Source organism: Streptomyces venetus (assembly GCF_039540295.1).
GTDB classification, from domain to species: Bacteria; Actinomycetota; Actinomycetes; order Streptomycetales; family Streptomycetaceae; genus Streptomyces; species Streptomyces venetus.
Window position 1 is genome coordinate 594,963 of record NZ_BAABET010000003.1, and the last position, 19,626, is coordinate 614,588.

The 19,626-nt window shown below is 69.6% G+C and carries 20 protein-coding genes; 9 read left to right on the forward strand and 11 right to left on the reverse strand.

What is annotated here, in order from left to right; translation table 11 throughout:
* Positions 1-6: 6 nt before the first annotated feature.
* The gene (locus ABEA82_RS12560; protein ID WP_345661485.1) at positions 7-1,392 is read left to right on the forward strand and encodes a serine hydrolase domain-containing protein; all 1,386 of its coding nucleotides are present in this window, start codon (positions 7-9) and stop codon (positions 1,390-1,392) included.
* Positions 1,393-1,449: 57 nt separating this feature from the next.
* Here the strand turns inward: ABEA82_RS12560 and ABEA82_RS12565 are convergent, their stop codons facing one another.
* A complete protein-coding gene (locus ABEA82_RS12565; RefSeq protein WP_345661486.1) occupies positions 1,450-1,902 on the reverse strand; it encodes a GNAT family N-acetyltransferase in 453 nt (150 codons plus the stop codon).
* A 54-nt stretch (positions 1,903-1,956) separates the two neighbouring features.
* Positions 1,957-2,421 carry a MarR family winged helix-turn-helix transcriptional regulator gene (locus ABEA82_RS12570; protein WP_345661487.1) on the reverse strand — a complete coding sequence of 155 codons (465 nt, stop codon included), beginning with the start codon at positions 2,419-2,421 and terminating at the stop codon, positions 1,957-1,959.
* A 143-nt stretch (positions 2,422-2,564) separates the two neighbouring features.
* On the opposite strand from ABEA82_RS12570, the gene ABEA82_RS12575 reads away from it, so the two are divergent.
* Both ABEA82_RS12575 and ABEA82_RS12580 read left to right on the forward strand, forming a co-directional pair.
* Positions 2,565-3,773: an MFS transporter gene (locus ABEA82_RS12575; protein WP_345661488.1), complete on the forward strand. Its 1,209-nt coding sequence runs from the start codon at positions 2,565-2,567 to the stop codon at positions 3,771-3,773.
* 77 nt (positions 3,774-3,850) lie between these two features.
* A complete protein-coding gene (locus tag ABEA82_RS12580) occupies positions 3,851-4,270 on the forward strand; it encodes a GlcG/HbpS family heme-binding protein (protein ID WP_345661489.1) in 420 nt (139 codons plus the stop codon).
* A 71-nt stretch (positions 4,271-4,341) separates the two neighbouring features.
* Here ABEA82_RS12580 and ABEA82_RS12585 read toward each other — a convergent pair whose 3' ends face one another.
* The gene (locus ABEA82_RS12585) at positions 4,342-5,208 is read right to left on the reverse strand and encodes a GNAT family N-acetyltransferase (RefSeq protein WP_345661490.1); all 867 of its coding nucleotides are present in this window, start codon (positions 5,206-5,208) and stop codon (positions 4,342-4,344) included.
* A gap of 533 nt (positions 5,209-5,741) precedes the next feature.
* On the opposite strand from ABEA82_RS12585, the gene ABEA82_RS12590 reads away from it, so the two are divergent.
* Positions 5,742-7,256, forward strand: coding sequence for a globin domain-containing protein (locus ABEA82_RS12590; RefSeq protein ID WP_345661491.1), 1,515 nt, complete (start codon positions 5,742-5,744; stop codon positions 7,254-7,256).
* A 14-nt stretch (positions 7,257-7,270) separates the two neighbouring features.
* Here the strand turns inward: ABEA82_RS12590 and ABEA82_RS12595 are convergent, their stop codons facing one another.
* The 5 genes from ABEA82_RS12595 to ABEA82_RS12615 all read right to left on the reverse strand — a co-directional run bounded on the left by ABEA82_RS12595 (position 7,271) and on the right by ABEA82_RS12615 (position 11,070).
* The gene (locus ABEA82_RS12595; RefSeq protein ID WP_003991471.1) at positions 7,271-7,753 is read right to left on the reverse strand and encodes an NUDIX domain-containing protein; all 483 of its coding nucleotides are present in this window, start codon (positions 7,751-7,753) and stop codon (positions 7,271-7,273) included.
* Positions 7,754-7,875: 122 nt separating this feature from the next.
* Entirely contained in the window at positions 7,876-8,781 is a 906-nt protein-coding gene (locus tag ABEA82_RS12600; protein WP_345661492.1) for a LysR family transcriptional regulator, read from the reverse strand.
* A gap of 196 nt (positions 8,782-8,977) precedes the next feature.
* The gene (locus ABEA82_RS12605) at positions 8,978-10,198 is read right to left on the reverse strand and encodes a cystathionine gamma-lyase (protein ID WP_345661493.1); all 1,221 of its coding nucleotides are present in this window, start codon (positions 10,196-10,198) and stop codon (positions 8,978-8,980) included.
* Entirely contained in the window at positions 10,195-10,686 is a 492-nt protein-coding gene (locus ABEA82_RS12610) for a low molecular weight protein-tyrosine-phosphatase (RefSeq protein WP_345661494.1), read from the reverse strand. Before ABEA82_RS12610 ends, ABEA82_RS12605 begins: the two co-directional genes overlap by 4 nt.
* A gap of 6 nt (positions 10,687-10,692) precedes the next feature.
* The gene (locus tag ABEA82_RS12615; protein ID WP_345661495.1) at positions 10,693-11,070 is read right to left on the reverse strand and encodes a phage holin family protein; all 378 of its coding nucleotides are present in this window, start codon (positions 11,068-11,070) and stop codon (positions 10,693-10,695) included.
* Between the two features lie 60 nt (positions 11,071-11,130).
* Between ABEA82_RS12615 and ABEA82_RS12620 the strand changes: the two genes are divergently transcribed.
* The 4 genes from ABEA82_RS12620 (at position 11,131) to ABEA82_RS12635 (ending at position 13,401) form a co-directional block, all read left to right on the forward strand.
* The gene (locus ABEA82_RS12620) at positions 11,131-11,448 is read left to right on the forward strand and encodes a cupin domain-containing protein (RefSeq protein WP_031115217.1); all 318 of its coding nucleotides are present in this window, start codon (positions 11,131-11,133) and stop codon (positions 11,446-11,448) included.
* Between the two features lie 154 nt (positions 11,449-11,602).
* A complete protein-coding gene (locus ABEA82_RS12625; protein WP_003991465.1) occupies positions 11,603-11,815 on the forward strand; it encodes a DUF5326 family protein in 213 nt (70 codons plus the stop codon).
* A 317-nt stretch (positions 11,816-12,132) separates the two neighbouring features.
* A complete protein-coding gene (locus tag ABEA82_RS12630; RefSeq protein WP_345661710.1) occupies positions 12,133-12,867 on the forward strand; it encodes an IclR family transcriptional regulator in 735 nt (244 codons plus the stop codon).
* Positions 12,868-12,966: 99 nt separating this feature from the next.
* Positions 12,967-13,401, forward strand: coding sequence for an SsgA family sporulation/cell division regulator (locus tag ABEA82_RS12635; RefSeq protein ID WP_345661496.1), 435 nt, complete (start codon positions 12,967-12,969; stop codon positions 13,399-13,401).
* A 168-nt stretch (positions 13,402-13,569) separates the two neighbouring features.
* Here the strand turns inward: ABEA82_RS12635 and ABEA82_RS12640 are convergent, their stop codons facing one another.
* Positions 13,570-15,225, reverse strand: a complete 1,656-nt coding sequence (locus ABEA82_RS12640) for a YibE/F family protein (protein WP_345661497.1) — start codon at positions 15,223-15,225, stop codon at positions 13,570-13,572.
* Positions 15,226-15,479: 254 nt separating this feature from the next.
* On the opposite strand from ABEA82_RS12640, the gene thiC reads away from it, so the two are divergent.
* Positions 15,480-17,264, forward strand: coding sequence for a phosphomethylpyrimidine synthase ThiC (gene thiC / locus ABEA82_RS12645; protein ID WP_345661498.1), 1,785 nt, complete (start codon positions 15,480-15,482; stop codon positions 17,262-17,264).
* Positions 17,265-17,305: 41 nt separating this feature from the next.
* On the opposite strand, the gene ABEA82_RS12650 is transcribed toward thiC, so the two are convergent.
* Positions 17,306-18,175, reverse strand: a complete 870-nt coding sequence (locus ABEA82_RS12650; RefSeq protein WP_345661499.1) for a hypothetical protein — start codon at positions 18,173-18,175, stop codon at positions 17,306-17,308.
* Between the two features lie 183 nt (positions 18,176-18,358).
* Positions 18,359-19,450 (reverse strand): metallophosphoesterase family protein, encoded by a 1,092-nt coding sequence (locus tag ABEA82_RS12655; protein WP_345661711.1) that lies wholly within the window; start codon positions 19,448-19,450, stop codon positions 18,359-18,361.
* Positions 19,451-19,626: the final 176 nt, after the last annotated feature.

Sequence of the window (19,626 nt, forward strand, 5' to 3'; positions counted from 1 at the left end):
GGGCCCATGACGACACCTCAGGAAGAGCTGCTCCCCGGTACGCGTCGGGCGCTGCTGCACCGGATCGCCGTCGCGCAGGCCGAAGGGCGGGCGCCGTCGCTCGTCGCGGCGGTCGTACGGGGCGGGAAAACGGTGTGGACGGGCGCGCGGACCTCCGTGGAGGGGCATGCGCCGGACGAGAACGTGCAGTACAGGATCGGCTCGATCACCAAGACCTTCACGGCTGTTCTGGTCCTGCGACTGCGCGACGAGGGTGCGCTGGATCTCGGTGATCCCCTGGAGAAGCATCTGCCGGGCACGGGCGTGGGGGAGGCGACGGTGGCCGAACTGCTCGCGCACACAGGAGGGCTGGCGGCCGAGACGCCGGGGCCGTGGTGGGAGCGGACCCCCGGGTCTCTGCGGCCCGAACTCGACGACGTGCTGGGCGATCGGCCCCTGCTGAACCCGCCCGGCCGCCGGTTCCACTATTCGAACCCGGGTTACGCGTTGCTCGGCGCGCTCATCGAGAAGCTGCGTGGTGCCTCCTGGGAGGAGGTCCTTCGGCGCGAAGTGCTCGAACCGCTGGGGCTGCGCCGCACGAGCGTGCGGCCGCAGATGCCGCATGCCGGAGGCTGGGCGGTACACCCGTGGGCCGATGTGATGCTCCCCGAGCCCATCGAGGATCTGGGGCGGATGGCTCCGGCCGGCCAACTGTGGTCGACTGCAGGGGACTTGACGACGTTCGCGGCCTTTCTGGTCAACGGCGACGAGCGGGTGCTGAGCACCGAGTCACTGCGGGAGATGAGGACGCCGGCCGCGCCCCATGAAGCGGGGGACGTGGCGAGTGGCTACGCCTACTGCCTGGGCATGGAGATCCGGCGGCGGAACGGTCGGTCCCTCGTCGGCCACACCGGTTCCCTGCCCGGCTTCCTCGCGTGCCTCATGATCAGCGTCGAGGACGACGTGGCGGCGGTCGCCCTGGCCAACAGCACCTCCGGGCCACTGCTGTTCCCGGTGGCCGCCGATCTGGTCCGCATCGTCGCCGAGGCGGAACCGCGTATCCCCGCCCCGTGGAAGCCCGTGAAGGATGTCGACCCGTCGCTGTTGGAGTTGACGGGGCAGTGGTACTGGGGGACACATGTCTTCGCCCTGCGGCTGATCGCCGACGGGCTCCTCTCGCTGGGTCCGCTGTCCGGCAGCGGTCGGCGCTCGCGCTTCCGCCCGAACGGTGACGGCACGTGGACAGGGGTGGAGGGCTACTACGCCGACGAGCTCCTGAAGGCCGTACGGCGGCCGGACGGATCCGTGAGCCACCTGGACCTCGGCTCGTTCGTGTTCACGCGCCAGCCGTACGACGAGGGTGCTCCTGTGCCGGGTGGGGTCGACCCGGAGGGATGGCGCGGTGTCGGTTAGTCGGTGACGTGCGAGGGGGGCCTGTTTCACGTGAAACAGGCCCCCCTCGCACGTCGGTCACAGCGGGAGCTTGAATCCCACGTGGGAGGCCGTGAAACCGAGCCGTTCGTAGAAGCGGTGGGCGTCGGTGCGTGATGCGTCGGAGGTCAGCTGGACCAACTGACAGCCCAGACCCTGGGACTCGTCGATCGCCCACTCGACGAGCTGTGTGCCGAGGCCACTGCCGCGCTCATCGGCATGGATGCGTACGGCTTCGATGATCGACCTGGTGGCACCGCGGCGGGACAGTCCGGGGATGATCGTGAGCTGGAGCGTGCCGACGGCGCGGCCGTCCCGGACCGCAACGACCAGGCGCTGGTTCGGGTCGGCGCTGAGCCGTTCCAGGGCGGCCAGGTAGGGGCTCAGGTCGTCCGGTGACTCGCGCTGTGCGCCCAGGGGGTCGTCCGCGAGCATGGCGACGATCGCCGGGACGTCGTCGGCGAGTGCGGGTCGTATCTCAAGATCTCCCATGGCCGCACCTTACGCAGATGCCGCCGTGGTGTACGCGCCCCGAGCCGATCAGCCCTACGCCGGGACCGGCGCCTTCAGCGTCTCCACCACCCGGACCAGCGGTGCCATCTCAGGGTTCTTCGCCGCCTCGTCGAGGGCCTCGCGCAGGGCGGCGTCATTGGTCGGCCGCGCCTCTTGAAGCAACTTGAGGCCTGCCTCGGTGACGTTCGTGTAGATGCCCCTGCGGTCGGTGGGGCACAGGTAGCGCTCCAGGAGCCCGCGGTCCTCGAGCCGGGTGACGAGACGCGTGGTGGCGCTCTGGCTGAGGACGACAGCGTCGGCGACCTGCTTCATCTGCAGATGGCCTCCGTCTCCTTCGTGCTGGCGGCTGAGCACGTCCAGCAGCGAGTACTCGCGCACGCTCAGGTCGTGCCGGCCCTGCAGAGCGCGCTCGATGTGGGCCTCGATCTTCCCGTGCAACAGGGAGAGGGCGCACCAGCCCTGGGCGAGAGCGGTGAGTGCGGGGTCCGTCGCTGTCATTGGCGTTTCCTCCGTCCCGGAGCGGCTGACATCCAGGATAGAGCAGGACCGCAATAGACGGCGGTTGCATATAGCCCGCGTGTGCAACTATTGTGGGCGCACGCAAAGCGCTCCTGCAATCGTTTGGGAAGGTGTATCCCTCCATGCCTCTCGCGCTTCTGGCCCTCGCGATCGGGGCCTTCGGAATCGGAACGACCGAGTTCGTGATCATGGGCTTGCTGCCCGAGGTCGCGAACGACTACGGGGTCTCCATCCCGACCGCCGGATACCTGGTGACCGGCTATGCGCTCGGTGTCATGTTCGGCGCCCCGCTGATGACCGTTCTGGGCACCAAGGTCTCCCGCAAGCGGATGCTGATGCTGCTGATGGGCCTGTTCATCGTCGGCAACCTGCTCTCGGCCCTCGCCCCCGCTTTCGCCGTGATGCTGATCGGCCGGGTCGTGGCCTCACTGGCCCACGGCGCCTTCTTCGGCATCGGCTCGGTCGTCGCGGCCGATCTCGTCGCCCCGGACAAGAAGGCCGGAGCGATCGCGATGATGTTCACCGGCCTGACCGTCGCGAACGTCGTCGGTGTCCCGCTGGGCACCCTCGTCGGGCAGTCCGTCGGCTGGCGTGTGACCTTCGGCATCGTCGCGGCCCTCGGCGTGATCGGCCTGATCGGCATCGCCCGGCTCGTCCCGGACATGCCCAAGCCGGAGGGCGTGCGCCTGCGGCACGAGCTGGCCGCCTTCAAGAACGTGCAGGTGCTGCTCGCGATGGCGATGACGGTCCTCGGCTTCGGCGGCGTCTTCGCGGCCATCACCTACATCGCGCCGATGATGACCCACGTCGCCGGCTTCGCCGACGGCTCCGTCACCTGGCTGCTGGTCCTCTTCGGCCTCGGCATGGTCGGCGGCAACCTCGTCGGCGGCAAGTTCGCCGACCGCGCCCTGATGCCCATGCTGTACGTCTCCCTGGGCGCTCTGGCCGTCGTCCTGGCGCTGTTCACCCTCACCGCGCACAACAAGGTGCTGTCGGCCGTCACGATCGCGCTGATCGGTGCCCTGGGCTTCGCCACGGTCCCGCCGCTGCAGAAGCGGGTCCTCGACCAGGCGCACGGCGCCCCGACGCTGGCCTCCGCCGTGAACATCGGCGCCTTCAACCTCGGCAACGCACTGTCCGCCTGGCTCGGCGGCCTCGTGATCGCGGCGGACTTCGGCTACACCGCCCCCAACTGGGTCGGTGCCGCCCTCGCCGGGGGAGCCCTGGTGCTGGCCTTCCTGTCGGCCGGCCTGGAGCGCCGCGCCGGTGGCGCCGGCACCGTCGTCACGGGATCCGCGCCCTCCGAGCAGCGGACCACCGTCCACCACTGAGCAATCGAGCCGCCCGGGGCTCACCGCCCTCCACGGCCCGGTTCAGATCACCCGGCAAGTCCTTCAGGAGAGTTCAGATGAACACCACCGCAGTCGCCCCGCTGACCACCCAGGACGCCGAGGTCCTCGTCAGTGCGGCCCGCCGTGCCGCCGAGGCCGCAGGTGTCACCGTCAGCGTCACCGTTCTGGACGCGGGTGGCCATCTGCTGGCCTTCCGTCGTGACGACCGTGCCGTGCTGATCTCCGGCGAGACCAGCACCCGCAAGGCCTATACCGCTCTCCAGCTGAACGCCCCCACCGCCGATCTCGTGGACGCCGTACAGCCCGGAGGCCCGTTCCACACCCTGCCGACCGCGCTCGACCGGCCGCTGCTGTTCATCGCGGGCGGGGTGCCGGTGCACCGCGACGGCCGCCTGATCGGCTCGATCGGTGTGGGCGGGGGTGCGCCGGAGCAGGACCACACCTTCGCCACGGCCGCAGTGGAGGCACTGGGCTGAGCGGCCTCTTCCACGAGACGACGCCGGCTCCCCGATTCCGGGGAGCCGGCGTCTTCATGTCTGGGCGGCCTTCAGCCCGCGGCGACCGTGACCGGGGCGAACCGGCGGCTCCAGTCGCCGGGCAGTTCGGTGATCCCGTACGCCATCACCGAGTTGAAGGCGACGGACGCCAGACCGCGCTCCTTCACCCACGTGAGCAGCTCGGTGTGCCGCACGTCGATGTCGGTGCGCAGCGGGCGGTCGGTGTGGTCGGCCAGGGAGGCGATGAGCGCCTGGGCCACCGAGGTGTCACGCGCGATGAGCGGGCCGACGACCTGGGTGTCCATGTTCGGCCAGGCGGCGGCATACCCGATGATCCGGCCGTCCTCCTCGGCCACGCGCAACTGGTCGGCGAAGGCGGGCAGTCGGGTGACGATGTGCGTGCGGTCGGTCCCGAACGCCTGCTCGTCGAGGCGGAGGATCGCGGCGAGGTCCTCCGCGGTCGCGGCGCGGGTGGCCACCGTCGGCCGCGGCCCACCAGGAGTGAAGGGCCCACACACCATCTCCGCCCGTCCGGTGACCTTGAAGCCGAGCTCCTCGTAGAGGGGGCGGCCGTACGGCGTCGCGTGCAGGGTGACGGGTGTGGGGCCCATGGCGGCGACGACGTGGCGCATCAGCCGGCGTCCCACGCCCTGTCGAGCGTGCCGTTCGGCGACCAGGACCATGCCGATGGCCGCGAGCGCGGGGTGTTCCCGGGGTCCGTACTCGGTGACCACACAGGCGGTCACGAGTCCGCCGTCGGGGTCATCGATGCCGTAGCCCCTCCCGGCCGTGAGGAGAAAGCCCCACTTGTGCTCCTCCCGTGGCCACCCCCGGTCCTCGGACAAGTCGGCGCAGGCGGCGAGATCGCGGAGCGTCAGACGGCGGACGGGCAAAGAGGCAAGGGAAGGAGTCGGCACGCAGCTCAGGCTGTCCGACTAGGGCCCTTGACGTCCACCTCTTTCCCGGGACGCACACGAGCTTTTGGCCAGTCGTGGCCGAGCGCACAGCGAGGGACAGACGCCGGACGTTTCACGTGAAACACGGGCGCGCTGCCCGGTGAATGACAGTGCTGACGTTTCGCGCCGTGCCCTCATTCGTGAGGGGGGAAGGGGGGACTTGTGTGCACAGCGGTGGCCGGTAGGGTCGACTCCGGTTCGCTTTCGGGGCGGGTGACCCGTTCCGCATCGGCCGTGTGCAGGGCAATGCAGCCTAACCGGACGGAGAGATCGAAGACCTACGTTTCCGGATATGCGACCGAGCCGTCCTGGCGGGTGGGAAGCTCAGGCGAGAGTACTGCGGCCAATGTCACACTCTCGCCTTACTTGTCCGTACAGAGCCGAAACAAGGGTTGAATGTGGCCGCATTGGCCGCGACACGGATGGGAACGCAGTCCATCCACGGGGGAAAGCAGGCACCTTCCGACCCGGGAAGTGCGCAGACCGACCGAAAGATGCTCGAGGCGAGGCACACCATGGACGCTCCGACCACCACGTCGGCCGACAACGGCACTTCTGGCGGCGGAGGCGGCTGGTTCACCCCCCGCAACAAGCCGACGTCGACCCCGGGCAGTGAGCCCGGCCCGAACGAAGGGCACCGACCGGACGCGACGGGACCGGAGGGCCGGCCTACGACCGGCCCGGAAGCGCGAACAGAGGGCACGCCGGTGCCGCCCCCCTCAGCGGCCGGCAGCGCGAGCACCGGCTTGGCGGAACAGGAGCGCGAGTCCCCGCACGGGATATCCACGCTCACCTCCGTGGCTCCTCCCGCTGAGCCCCGTGTTCCCGATCAGCGGGAGGCACCGACGCCGTCACCCTCGACGCCGTCCGTCTCCGCACCGCCGGCCGCGGAAGCGTCCCCGGACGCCCTCCTGATCCGCCGGACCATGAGCGAGGTCACCCCCGTGGCCGACAAGGTCACGTCGTACTTCTACGCCCTGCTCTTCGTCCGCCACCCCGACCTGAGGCCGCTGTTCCCGCCCGCCATGGACACCCAGCGGGACCGGCTGCTCAGGGCGCTGCTCACGGCGGCCGAGCACATCGACAACACCGACGTCCTCGTCGACTACCTGCGGAACCTCGGCAGGGGCCACCGGAAGTACGGAACACGGCCCGAGCACTACCCGGCCGTCGGCGAGTGCCTCATCGCCGCGCTGAGCAAGTACGCCGCCGGGGTCTGGAACGAGGAGATGGAGGCGGCCTGGGTGCGGACGTACACCACGATCTCCCAGGTCATGATCGACGCGGCGGCCGCGGACGAGCTGAGGGCCCCGCCCTGGTGGTACGCCGAGATCGTCACGCACGAGCTGAGAACCCCGGACGTCGCCGTCGTCACCGTCCGCCCCGACCAGCCGTACCCCTTCCTCGCGGGCCAGTACACGAGCCTGGAGACCCCGTGGTGGCCCCGGATCTGGCGGCACTACTCCTTCGCCTCGGCTCCCCGCTCCGACGGCCTGCTGTCGTTCCATGTGAAGGCCGTCCCGGCGGGCTGGGTCTCCAACGCCCTGGTCCACCGTGCCCGCCCCGGTGACATCATCCGGCTCGGTCCGCCCGCCGGTTCCATGACCGTGGACCACACCACGGACAGCGGGCTGCTCTGCCTGGGCGGCGGAACCGGCATCGCGCCCATCAAGGCGATGGTCGAGGACCTCGCCGAGCACGGGGAGCGCCGTCCGGTCGAGGTCTTCTACGGTGCCCGCACCGACCACGATCTGTACGACATCGACACCATGCTCCGCCTCCAGCAGTCCCACCCGTGGCTCTCGGTCCGCGCGATCATCGACCAGCTGGCGCACCAGCAGCTCCCGGACGCGGTACGGGCCTACGGTCCGTGGAACGAGTACGACGCCTACCTCTCGGGCCCGCCCGGCATGATCCGCAGCGGTGTGCATGCCCTGCGGGACATCGGCATCCCGTCGGAGCGCATACGGCACGACTCCGTGGAGGAGCTCGTCGCGGTGGAGCTGTAACCAGGAAACCTGTATCAGCCCAGGTCGGGAGCGTGCATGGCGCGTACGCCCTCGATGTTGCCGTCCAGGTAGTGCCGCAGCGACAGCGGGACGAGGTGGACGGAGGCGATGCCGACCCGGGTGAACGGCACCCGCACGATCTCGTACTCGCCGACGGGCTCGTCCACCTCGGGGCCATGACGGAGGGACGGGTCCATGGACTCCAGGCGGCAGACGAAGAAGTGCTGCACCTTCACGCCGGTCGCACCGCCGTCGTCCCCGATGTGCTCGACGGTGTCCACGAAGCAGGGCACCACATCGGTGATCTTCGCGCCGAGCTCCTCGTACACCTCGCGGTGCAGGGCGTCGACGACGGTCGGGTCGTCGGGTTCGACCCCGCCGCCGGGAGTGAGCCAGTAGGGATCCACGCCCGGCTTGGTGCGCTTGATCAGGATCAGGTCGTCACCGTCCAGCAGAACGGCGCGGGCGGTGCGCTTGACCACAGGTCGGACGGTCATGGAGGAAATGTGGCCCGGCTGGTTCCACGTGAAACATCGCGAAATGTGACCGGACGAGCCCCCAGGGTGAGACACTGTCCGCACCGCCGAGCTGGTGCCGTCCAGCACCGTGTCCGGGCGCCTCAGCACCAGTCGGCCGACGCCCGCTGCAACCACTCGTGGGCCCGTGCGATGTGGGGCATCGCGAGTGTCCCGGTCCGGACCACCAGGAAGTACGTGCGCAACGGCGGCACCGCCGGCTCGTGCAGGGCGACGATCTCCCCCAGCTCCAATGCGCCGGTGCACAGATAGCGCGGCAGCACCGCCAGGCCCGCGCCCGCGACCGCACACGCCAGCACGGCACGCAGGTCGGGGACGATGACTGTGCCCGGGGCGGCCGGGTGAGAGTCGAAGACGGAGGCCCAGTAGCGGGAGACGAACGGCAGCGACTCGTGCACCTCCACCACGGGCACCTGTTCCAGGGCCGGTTCCGGCTTGGGATCCGGCTGCCCGGCGCCGGTCATCTCGGCCCAGTGCGGGGCGGCGACCAGGACGTGCTCCTCGTCGCAGAGCGCAGTCGCCGTGAGCAGCGCACCGCGCGGCCGGGCCGTGCTGATGGCCAGATCGTGATGCCCCGCGGAAAGCCCTTCCAGTGTTTCCTCGGCGTTCCCGAAGGAGGCACGCAGGGCGAAGCCCGGACCGTCCTCACCGATCAGTGCGGTGAGCGCGGGCAGGGCTCGTTCAGCGGTGAACTCCGGGGGACCGGCGAGGTGCAGCGTCCGTAAGGAGGAGTCGTCGTCGAGGCCGGTCTCGGTTATCTCGACCAGCGCGTCGAGATGCGGTGCGGCCTTGTGGGCGAGTTCGTCGCCGATGCTCGTCGGGGTCACGCCGCGGGCCTGCCGGAGGAACAGGGGGCGGCCCAGCTGCTGCTCCAGCGTCCTGATCTGCGAGGTGACGGCCGGCTGCGAAAGGCCCAGCAGGGCGGCGGCGCGGGTGAAGGAACCGGCCCGGTGCACGGTCACGAAGGTCCGCAGCAAGGCCAGATCCACCGCGCACTCCCCTCTCCGGTCATGCTCCCGGCCCCCCGACCGCGTTAACTATAAATAAGTCGATAGGTCTCTGTCGCTACTGTGATTGGACACTGACAGAGAGTCAACTAGCCTTGGTCGCGCGGTTCTGGCGCGCGGAACCGGAGGGCGGTCCGAGCCATGAGGGGGGAGGCTCGGACCGTCCGCAGAAGGATGGTCAGGCAGCCGACGCGTCCAGCGCGCGCAGCACGTCCGCCACGAGATCCACCGGGTCCTCGGCGCCGACCGAGAGGCGGATGAAGCCCTCCGGCACCGCGTCTCCACCCCAGCGTCCGCGCCGTTCGGCCGTGGACCGCACTCCGCCGAAGCTCGTCGCGTCGTCCACGAGCCGCAGCGCGTCGAGGAAACGGTCGGCACGCGCGCGCGTGGGCAGCGTGAACGACACCACACAACCGAAGCGTCGCATCTGCTGCGCGGCGATCTTGTGCGAGGGGTCGTCGGGGAGTCCGGGGTAGCGCAGCCCGGTCACCTCGGGCCGCTCGCGCAGAGCCTCGGCGACCGCGAGGGCGGTCGCGCACTGCCGGTCGACGCGCATCTGAAGGGTCGCGATCGAACGGTGTGCGAGCCAGGCTTCCATGGGTCCGGGGATCGCACCGACGATCTTGCGCCAGCGGCGTACGGCGGCCATGGCCTCGCTGTCGCGGCCGACGACATAGCCCAGCAGGACATCGCCGTGACCGGTGAGCTGCTTGGTGCCACTGGCCACCGCGAAGTCGGCGCCGAGCTCCAGGGGGCGCTGGCCCAGCGGTGTCGCGAGGGTGTTGTCGACGGCCACCAGGGCACCGCGCGCGTGGGCCGCCTCGGCGAGCCGCCTGATGTCGCACACGTCGAGCCCGGGGTTCGACGGGGACTCGATCCACAGCAGCTTTGCGCCGTCGAGGACGTCGAGCTGGGCGTCGCCGCCGGTCGGCGCGGTGCGTACCTCGATGCCGTACGCCTCCAGCTGGGCGCGCACCAGAGGCAGCGCCTGGTAGCCGTCGTCGGGCAGGACGCACACGTCGCCGGTGCGCAGCTGGGAGAAGAGCACCGCCGAGATGGCGGCCATGCCCGAGGCGAACACGAGCGTCTCGGCACCGGCCCGGCCGGGTGCCTCCAGCTCGCCTATGGCGCGCTCCAGGAGCGTCCAGGTGGGGTTCTCGTCCCGGCCGTAGGTGTAGGGGCCGGTGGGGTCGCCGGGCAGGTGGAAGTGGGCGGCGAACACCGGTCCGGGCAGGGTGGGCTCGTACTTGACCGGCTCGGGCAGCCCGGCCCGCACCGCTCGTGTGCCGTCACCGGTTTCCGCCGCGTGGGCGACACGTGTCACCCGGCCCGCTTCGCCCGTTCCCGGGGCGGCCTCGCCCGGCGTCCGGTTCCCGTCGCCCGTCGCGGATTCGCTCATGCCACCTTTCCCTCCACATCCTCACGCACTGCGGCGAGCAGACCGGCGCTCGCCCCCTCCACCATCTCAAGGCACTCCTCGAAGCCGTCCGAGCCCCCGTAGTAGGGATCCGGTACGTCGAGGTCGTCGCCGGCGGCGGGGTCGTACGAACGAAGGAGCCGCACCTTCCGCGCGTCCTGTTCCGTCGGCGCGATACGGCGCAGGGCCCTGAGGTGACCGGCGTCGAGGGCGACGACCAGGTCCAGACGGGAGAACCACGACGGCTGGAACTGCCGGGCCGTGTGGCCGACGGCATAGCCGTTCTCCTCCAGGACGGCCACCGTGCGTGGATCGGCGCCGTCCCCCTCGTGCCAGCCGCCCGTGCCGGCGCTGTCGACCTCGACCAGACCGTCGAGCCCGGCCTCCGCCACGCGGGCGCGGAAGACGACCTCGGCCATCGGAGAGCGGCAGATGTTGCCCGTGCAGACGAAACAGACGCGGTACGTCATGGGTGCTCAGTCCCCGTCGGGCAGGACGACGTGCAGCGCCCAGGAGACGACCGAGATGATCAGAGCACCCAGGACGGCCGTCCAGAAGCCCTCCACGTGGAAGCTCAGGTCGAGCTGGTCCGCCAGCCACGAGGTGAGCAGCAGCATCAGTGCGTTGACGACCAGGGTGAAGAGGCCCAGCGTCAATATCAGCAGCGGCAGGCTGAGGAGCTTGACGAACGGCTTGACCAGGAAGTTCACCAGGCCGAAGAGCAGCGCCACGATGATCAGAGTGGCGAACTCCTTGCCCTTGCTGTCACCGGTCAGGGTGATCTTGTCGAGCAGCCATACGGCGACCGCCAGGGCGCCCGCATTGGCAATCGTCTTGACTACGAAATTCTTCATGTGTCTGATCGTTGCAGACCTGATCGGGCACGGGCACTAGAGGCAGGGGCGGACTAGGCGATGAAGGCATTCCGGCTGGACGAACTGGAGGCGGAGCGCGCCGCCAACGAGGGCGCCTACCTGCAGTTTCTGCGGGAGCAGAACATGTCGGTCGGGCTGTACGCCCTCGATGCGGGCGAGCAGGATCCACAGAAGCCGCACAATCAGGACGAGGTCTACTTCGTTGTGAGCGGCCGTGCCGCGATCACCGTGGGCCTGGAGACGACGCAGGTGGCGCGGGGCAGCGTGGTCTACGTTCCGGCGGGCGTGGCCCACAAGTTCCACCACATCACCGAGGACCTCAGGGTGCTGGTGGTCTTCTCTCCGCCCGAGAGCTGACGACGCGTCTCGGGGTTCCCTAGGGGATCGGTCAGGGGAGGACAAGGGATGCGAGGCCCCCGTTCGACCCCGTCCCGGACCTAGCATCGAGTGCAGGACATCAGAACTGACAGGACCCGGCACTCGGACGGGCGGAGAGGTAAGGACGAGGGCGATGCGAGAGATCTTCGCGGGACTGCCGTGGTGGGTGAAGTGGGTCGCGGTGCCGGTCATCGCCCTGGTCGTGTTCGGCGGGCTGATAGCCAGTGTGGTCGGCTTCGTCATCGGTCTGCTCTTCAAGGTGCTGGTCTTCGTGGCGCTGGTCGGTGGACTGATCTACGTCGTACGGAAGTTCACTTCGAGCTCCTCGTCGCGCAGCGACTGGTGAGACCGGTGGGAAACCGGTGGGGGTAGCGGGAAACGCCTGGAATCACCGGTTCCCTCGGCCGGGGGAAGTTTCGCGTCCGGGCCGTCCGTGCGCGGTGGCAGACGAATAGAGTCCGGAACTCGACGCGGGGACATCCCCGCGAGCGGCTACCCCCACCCGTGTTCATCGGCACGGGCTGCCATCTCGCGCTTCGGGAGTGACCCTTGGCCCCGGCTGACACCGCATCCGTCCACCTGCACACCGTTCCCGCGCAACCCCGCTCGGCGGCACGCCCCGAACAACCGTCTCCCGCCGCGCCATCACCCCCGGCGACCCTTATCGGATCCGTCCAGCGCGCGATGCGCCTGCTGGAGACCGTCGCAGGCCACGAGTACGGCGCCCCCGCCAAACAACTGGCCCGTGAGACCGGACTCGCGCTGCCCACGACGTACCACCTGCTGCGCACCCTCGTGCACGAGGGCTATCTGCGCCGTGACAAGGGCCTGTTCTTCCTCGGTGAGGCGGCCGAGCGGCTGAGCAGCAGTGGGGCGCGGCAGAAACGTCGCAGCACGATCGTCGACACGCTCGCGCACTGGCGGGACGCCCTCGGCCTCCCCGTGTACTACGCGGTGTACCGCGAGGGCGAGATCGAGCTGGTGTGTGTTTCCGACAGTCCGGCCAGCCCGGCGGTCGAGGAGTGGGCCGACTTCCGGGAGACGGGGCACGCCCATGCCGTCGGGCAGTGCCTGCTGTCCCAGTTGGACGAAGCCGCCCGCGGGGACCACCTCGACCGCTATCCGGTGCAGCCGCTCACGCCGTACACGGTGCGCGACGACCACAGCCTGCTCCGCCGGCTCGAACGGGTGCGGCGAATGGAACCGGTGACCGAGCGTCAGGAGTACGCGCTGGGCACGGTCTGCGCGGCGGTTCCGCTCACCTTCGGCACCACGGCCGCGACGATGGCCATCTCCCTGCCCGCCCACCAGGCGGACCGGCTGATGGGCGCGGCCCGGCAGTTGCAGGACGAGATCGGGCGGCGACTCGGATCGCTGGCGCTCTCTATCAGTATGTGAAAACTCACTCCTTGTGATCTGCTGTGTACGTTCAGCAAGATTCCACCAAGTGTCAGAGGTTCGTTCCCGGCCAGTCCACGGCGAATGACGGGGTTATCGATGCGCGAGTCCGTACAGGCAGAGGTCATGATGAGCTTTCTCGTCTCCGATGAGCTCTCCTTCCGCATTCCGGTGGAGCTGCGCTATGAGACGAGTGATCCCTATGCCGTCCGGCTGACGTTCCACCTGCCGGGTGATGCCCCTGTGACGTGGGCTTTCGGCCGGGAGCTGCTGATCGACGGCGTCGGCCGGCCGTGCGGCGAGGGCGATGTGCGGGTCACGCCCGTCGACCCGGACTCGCTGGGTGAGGTGCTGATCCGGCTTCAGGTGGGCAGCGACCAGGCCGTGTTCCGGTCGTCGACGGCACCGCTCATCGCTTTTCTGGACCGCACCGACAAGCTGGTACCGCTGGGCCAGGAGGGTTCGCTCGCCGACTTCGACGCCCATCTCGACGAGGCCTTGGACCGCATCCTCGCGGAACAGGGCGCCGGGTGAGACAGCCTTGGGGCGGCGCGGTGGAGTAACGCTTCACCGGATGCCGCCGAGCCGCGCAGGAACGCTTCTCCCTACGACGGGCAGATGGCTCTCGGCGCCGGAAGCTCCGGAGGGCTCAGAAACCTCTCGGTCGCCTTCGGCCCCTCGCTCGCCTTCGGCCCGAAGGCGTCAGCGCTTACGCCGCCGCCCCCTCCCCCCGCGCGCCGGGGCCGTGACGGACTCCGCCGCGGGCGACGCGGCGGGCTCAGCTCCCGGGCGGTCGGCCGAGACCACGAGCGCCGCGAGCGCCGTGGTGACCGGCACCGAGGCGACCAGACCGATCGAACCGATCAGCGTGCGCACGATCTCCTCCGCGACGATCTCGCTGTTGGCGACCGTCCCCACACTGCTCTGCGCGATGGAGAAGAGCAGCAGCAGCGGCAGCGCGGCACCCGCGTAGGCGAGCACGAGCGTGTTGACGACCGAGGCGATGTGGTCGCGGCCGATCCGGATGCCCGCTCGGTACAGCCCGCGCCAGCCCATCGAGGGGTTGGCGTCGTGCAGCTCCCAGACCGCGGACGTCTGGGTGACCGTCACGTCGTCGAGCACACCCAGCGAACCGATGATGACGCCGGCGAGCAGCAGACCGCTCATGTCGATCGTCGGGTAGAGGCCGTGGATCAGGCCGGTGTTGTCGTCGGTGTTGCCGGTGAGCGCGGCCCAGTCGATGAACACCGAGCCGAGAACGCCGATCAGCAGCAGCGAGACGAGGGTGCCGAGCACCGCCACGGATGTCCGGGCGGACAGGCCATGGCACAGGTACAGCGCGATGAGCATGATGGCGCTCGCACCCACCACCGCCACGACCAGCGGGTTCGAACCCTGCAGGATCGCGGGCAGGATGAAGAGGTTCAGCACCAGGAAGCTTATGGCCAGCGCGACGAGGGCCATGACACCCCGCAGCCGACCGACGACCACGACGGCGAGTGCGAAGATGCCCGCCAGCAGCGCCATGGGCACCCCTCGGTTGACGTCGGTCACCGAGTACTGGAGGTCCTTCGGCGCGGAGGGCTCGTAGGCGACCACGACCTTCTGGCCCTCGTGCAACTGCCGGGACTGGTCGGGCTGGATGATCTCGGTGAAGGTGCGGCCCTTGTCCTTGCCGCTGTCGACCCGGATCGTGGCCCGCTTGCAGGTGCCCTTCTCCTGCTGCACCGCGGAGGAACCCTCGGCGGTGGAGGTGTCGCCGGTCGGCGGGACTCCCGTGGCGCCGGCCGCCTTGCAGCTGATCTCCACGACCTTGGTGACCGAGGCGTCCTGGGTCTGCCGGTCGAAGCCGACGCCGGTACGCTCGTCGTGCGGGGGAGCGCCACCCGGCCACAGCACGGCGAGACCGATCAGCACCGCCGCGCCGAACGGGATCAGTACCGCCGCGATGATCTTGCGTAGATGCATGGAGACGGGCGTGGCCGGGCCGTGGTTGTGCGAGTGCCCGTGTCCGCCACCGGGCGCGGAGCCGGACCCATGACCGTGCCCGTCGCCTCCGCCCCGGCCGTGACCGTCACCTCCGCCGGGCTCGTTGCTCCCCGGTCCGTCGTTCCCACCGTGACCGTGACCGTGACCGTGACCCGGGGCGTGGCCGTGACCCTGGGCGTGGCCGTGCCCCGGCCCGTGTCCTCCGCCGGGACCGTCACCCGCGCCGTAGCCCTCGCCGCCGCCGGCACCTTGCCAGGCGCCGGCCCCGGCCGGGAAATCGCGGTCGCCTCCACGGCCGTTGCCGAAGCCGGCGCCGGATCCGCGGGGCGGCTCGGGCGGTGGGTACGGGGGACGCTGCGTCGTGGTCACCGACCGATCATCGCAAGAACCAGGGGGGCCCTCTGTTCACCGCGCCAGAATTGCCGCTAGCGTGGAGGCACCTTTTGTACACGCGGGAGCTCGGAGCACCGGGCTGAGAGGGCGCTGACCTCCGTCCCAGCGATGTTTCACATGAAACATCACCGAAGTCGAGTGATGTTGCACACGAAACGTCGGCAGACGGAAGCCGCTGCGTCGACCGCCGAACCTGTTACCGGGTAATGCCGGCGTAGGGAGTAGGTCTCATGACCAACGAGGACGCACGCACGCCTGCCTCCGTTCAGGACGCACAGTCCGAGGAGGCCGGGAAGTCCATCGGCTGGCACAAGGCGTACGTCGAGGGCACCCGCCCCGACCTGCGGGTGCCGGTCCGTCAGGTGCATCTCACCAACGGCCAGTCGGTCACGCTGTACGACACGTCGGGCCCGTACACCGATCCACTCGTCGACACCGACGTCCGCAGGGGCCTGTCGCCGCTGCGCGAGAACTGGATCATCGCCCGCGGCGACACCGAGGAGTACGCGGGCCGCCCCGTCCGTCCCGAGGACGACGGCATCAAGCACACTGCGCCGCGCGGCGGCCTCCGCAACCTCGACGCGGTCTTCCCCGGTCGGCCACGCCTGCCGCGCCGCAGCAGGGACGGCAAGGCGGTCACGCAGCTCGCGTACGCCCGCCGGGGCGAGATCACGCCCGAGATGGAGTATGTGGCCATCCGGGAGAACGTTTCGCCCGAAGTGGTCCGCGACGAGATCGCCGCGGGCCGGGCCGTGCTGCCGGCCAACGTCAACCACCCGGAGATCGAGCCGATGATCATCGGCAAGCGGTTCCTGGTGAAGGTCAACGCCAACATCGGCAATTCGGCGGTGACGTCCTCCATCGAGGAGGAGGTCGAGAAGATGACCTGGGCGACCCGCTGGGGCGCCGACACGGTCATGGACCTGTCCACCGGCCGCAACATCCACACCACGCGTGAGTGGGTGCTGCGCAACTCCCCCGTCCCCATCGGCACCGTGCCGCTCTACCAGGCCCTGGAGAAGGTCGACGGCCGCGCCGAAGAGCTGACCTGGGACATCTACAAGGACACGGTCATCGAGCAGGCCGAGCAGGGCGTGGACTACATGACGGTCCACGCGGGTGTGCGTCTGGCATACGTGCCGCTGACGGCGAACCGCAAGACCGGCATCGTCTCGCGCGGCGGCTCGATCATGGCCGCCTGGTGCCTCGCGCACCACAAGGAGTCGTTCCTGTACGAGAACTTCGAGGAGCTCTGCGAGATCCTCGCCGCGTACGACGTCACCTACTCGCTCGGTGACGGCCTGCGGCCCGGCTCGATCGCGGACGCCAACGACGAGGCGCAGTTCGCGGAGTTGAGGACGCTCGGGGAACTCAACACGATCGCCAAGCGTTTCAACGTACAGACCATGATCGAGGGCCCGGGCCACGTCCCGATGCACAAGATCAAGGAGAACATCGACCTTCAGCAGGAGATCTGCGATGAAGCTCCGTTCTATACGCTCGGCCCGCTGACCACCGACGTCGCACCGGCGTACGACCACATCACCTCCGGCATCGGCGCCGCGATGATCGCCTGGTGGGGCACGGCGATGCTGTGTTACGTCACGCCCAAGGAGCACCTGGGCCTGCCGAACCGTGACGACGTCAAGACCGGCGTCATCACCTACAAGATCGCCGCTCACGCGGCCGACCTCGCCAAGGGACACCCGGGCGCCCAGGAATGGGACGACGCGCTGTCCGACGCCCGCTTCGAGTTCCGGTGGGAGGACCAGTTCAACCTCGCCCTCGACCCGGACACGGCACGGGAGTTCCACGACGAGACCCTGCCCGCGGAGCCCGCCAAGACGGCTCACTTCTGCTCGATGTGCGGGCCCAAGTTCTGCAGCATGAAGATCTCGCAGGACATCCGCCGTGAACACGGCGGCAGCCGGAGCGAGATCGAGGAGGGCATGGCCCAGAAGTCGAAGGAGTTCGCGGCGAGCGGGAACCGCGTGTACCTGCCGATCGCGGACTGACGCCGGCGCACACACCGGGGCCGGGGGCCGGTGGCCCCCGGCTACTCCGGCTGGTGCTCCGGTCCTCCGAAGTCCGGGCTGCTGTAGTCCGGGCTGCTGAAGCTGGGCCGCGAGCCGCGCCGGCCCTCCTCCGGGCTGGTGAAACCCGGGCGGTCGTATCCGAGGTGCGGCATACGGCTGACCGGTGTGGACGAGGACGGGTGGTGCAGGGCGGCCGCCCCGTCCGGGTCGATGAGGGCTTCCCGGAAGAAGGGCAGGACGCCCCGCTCCAGCAGTGCCTCCCGCCAGGCCTCCCTGGCCCTGTCCACCTCCCCCTGCAGCTCGACGTACGGACCGCTCTCGGCCGTCGGCTTGTTGCGCAGGGCGGTGAGCAGCAGACCCACGGCGGCGACGAGGATCGCGATCGCGGTCACGGCACCGAACACCCAGCCCGTGGTGAGCATGGTCCGGGCGAACGCCTGCTCGGGGTTGAGTATCCGCAGGATGTAGCCGACGAGCAGGAAGATCGCGGCGGCGGTGCCGGCCAGGACGGGCGCGAGTACGGCGACGACGGCGACGGCGCCCGCGCCGGCGGTCTCGGCGGCCACCTCTCCCATGGTCGCGGCGAATCCCGCGGCGCCCGTGTCCGGCTGGGAGGAGCCGGGCTCGCGCACGGCCGGTTGGCCGGTCCGCACCGGCTGGCGCAGTTCGTCGCGGACCTTGACGTAGTGCTGGTACTCGGTCGACGCGGCCGCCGTGATGATCGCGGTGGCGTTCAGCGCCATGGTGCGCAGTTGTTCGGAGTTGAGCCGCTGTCCGGCGGCGGCGAGTTCCGGACGCTGTGGTGCGGAGCGCAGCGCCTCATCGAGGATCCGCTCGTATTCCTGGCGGTCCTCGCTCAGCAGGTGCTGCGGAACGCTGTTCATGTGCATCCCCCGATGCTCCGTAGGGCTTGGGGCTCGGCATGCTGACGAGCCGTCGGGCAGAAACGGAGGGGAGCCTGCTACGGATAAGCCGATGGTAGAGCCGTGGAGGTGGGCGGTGACAGGGGGTTTACCGAAATTGGCCCCTCACAGGTCCGGTCCTGTGACGGGGAACGCCTGCCCGGTGAACGTTCACGTAGCCAGCGGGAGTTGCTGGACCAGCAGCTTTCCGGCCATGGTCACGCCGCCGTCCATGGCGATGGCGAGTCCGTCGGCGTAGACGTGCGGCCCCTCGATGACCGGGTCGCTGCTGTCCTCGTCGTCCTCGGAGCCGACCTCGCCCAGCAGATAGGGGATCGGGCTGTGCCCGTGAACGATGCGGGTGCCCCCGTACGTATCGAGCAGGGAGCGGACGGCGTCCGCGCCGCCTTCGTCGCGGAAGGAGAACCGCTTGGTGAACTTGCGGAACAGGTCCCAGACCTCGTCCGCGTCGTTACGGGTGATCGTCTCGCGGACGGTGTCGTTGACCTCTTCGATGGAGCGGCCGTAGTCGAGGTAGGCGGTGGTGTCGGAGTGCACGAGCAGGTGGCCGTCGACCTCCTCGACGGCGTCGAGGCGGGACATCCACTGCAGGTGGTGGTCCTGGAGGCGGTCCATGTCGGTCTTCTGGCCGCCGTTGAGCAGCCAGGCCGCCTGGAAGGTCGCGGTGCCCGCGCCGGAGTTGACCGGGGTGTCGCCGAACCGCTTGGCGCCGATCAGCAGCAGCTCGTGGTTGCCCATGAGGGCCTTGCAGTAGCCGCCGGCCGCGGCGGCCTCGGCGGACAGCCGCATCACCAGGTCGATGACGCCGATGCCGTCCGGGCCGCGGTCGGTGAAGTCGCCGAGGAACCACAGCCGGGCGGTGCCCGCGCACCAGTTGCCGGCGGCGTCGAGCAGGCCCTTCTCCTGGAGGGCGGCCACCAGCTCGTCGAGGTAGCCGTGCACGTCGCCCACGACGTACAGCGGTCCCTGGCCGGTGTTCGGCTGCGGGGCGGCGGTGGTCTCGGGGTCTACGGTCACCTGGACAGTGTCACCCCGGTTGATGACGGGGAGGTCACGCTCGGTCGGCGTGTACCCCTCCGGGTAGGTCTCCGCGGGCGGCGGCGCGACGTCGCCGGGGTGGGCGCTCTGGACGTACGGACCGGTCTCGTGGACGTACGCGGGCACCCGGAAGTCGCGCAACGTCGCCGTCCGCTCCGCCTCGGGTCCCTGACCGGCCCCCTGAGTCATCGACCCCTCCACCATCAGCCGCATCTGCACCGCATCGGACTGCCTGGTCGTAGCGGCCCGTGGGTGTCGTGGGCCCATCATAGGAATGCGGATCGCGCCATGTGATGACCCAGGGGTGGTGAATCAGAGCAAGAGTCCAGTTCACCGCGGCTTTCGCCCCGATTGGACCGGGCTTTGACCACCGTGTGACC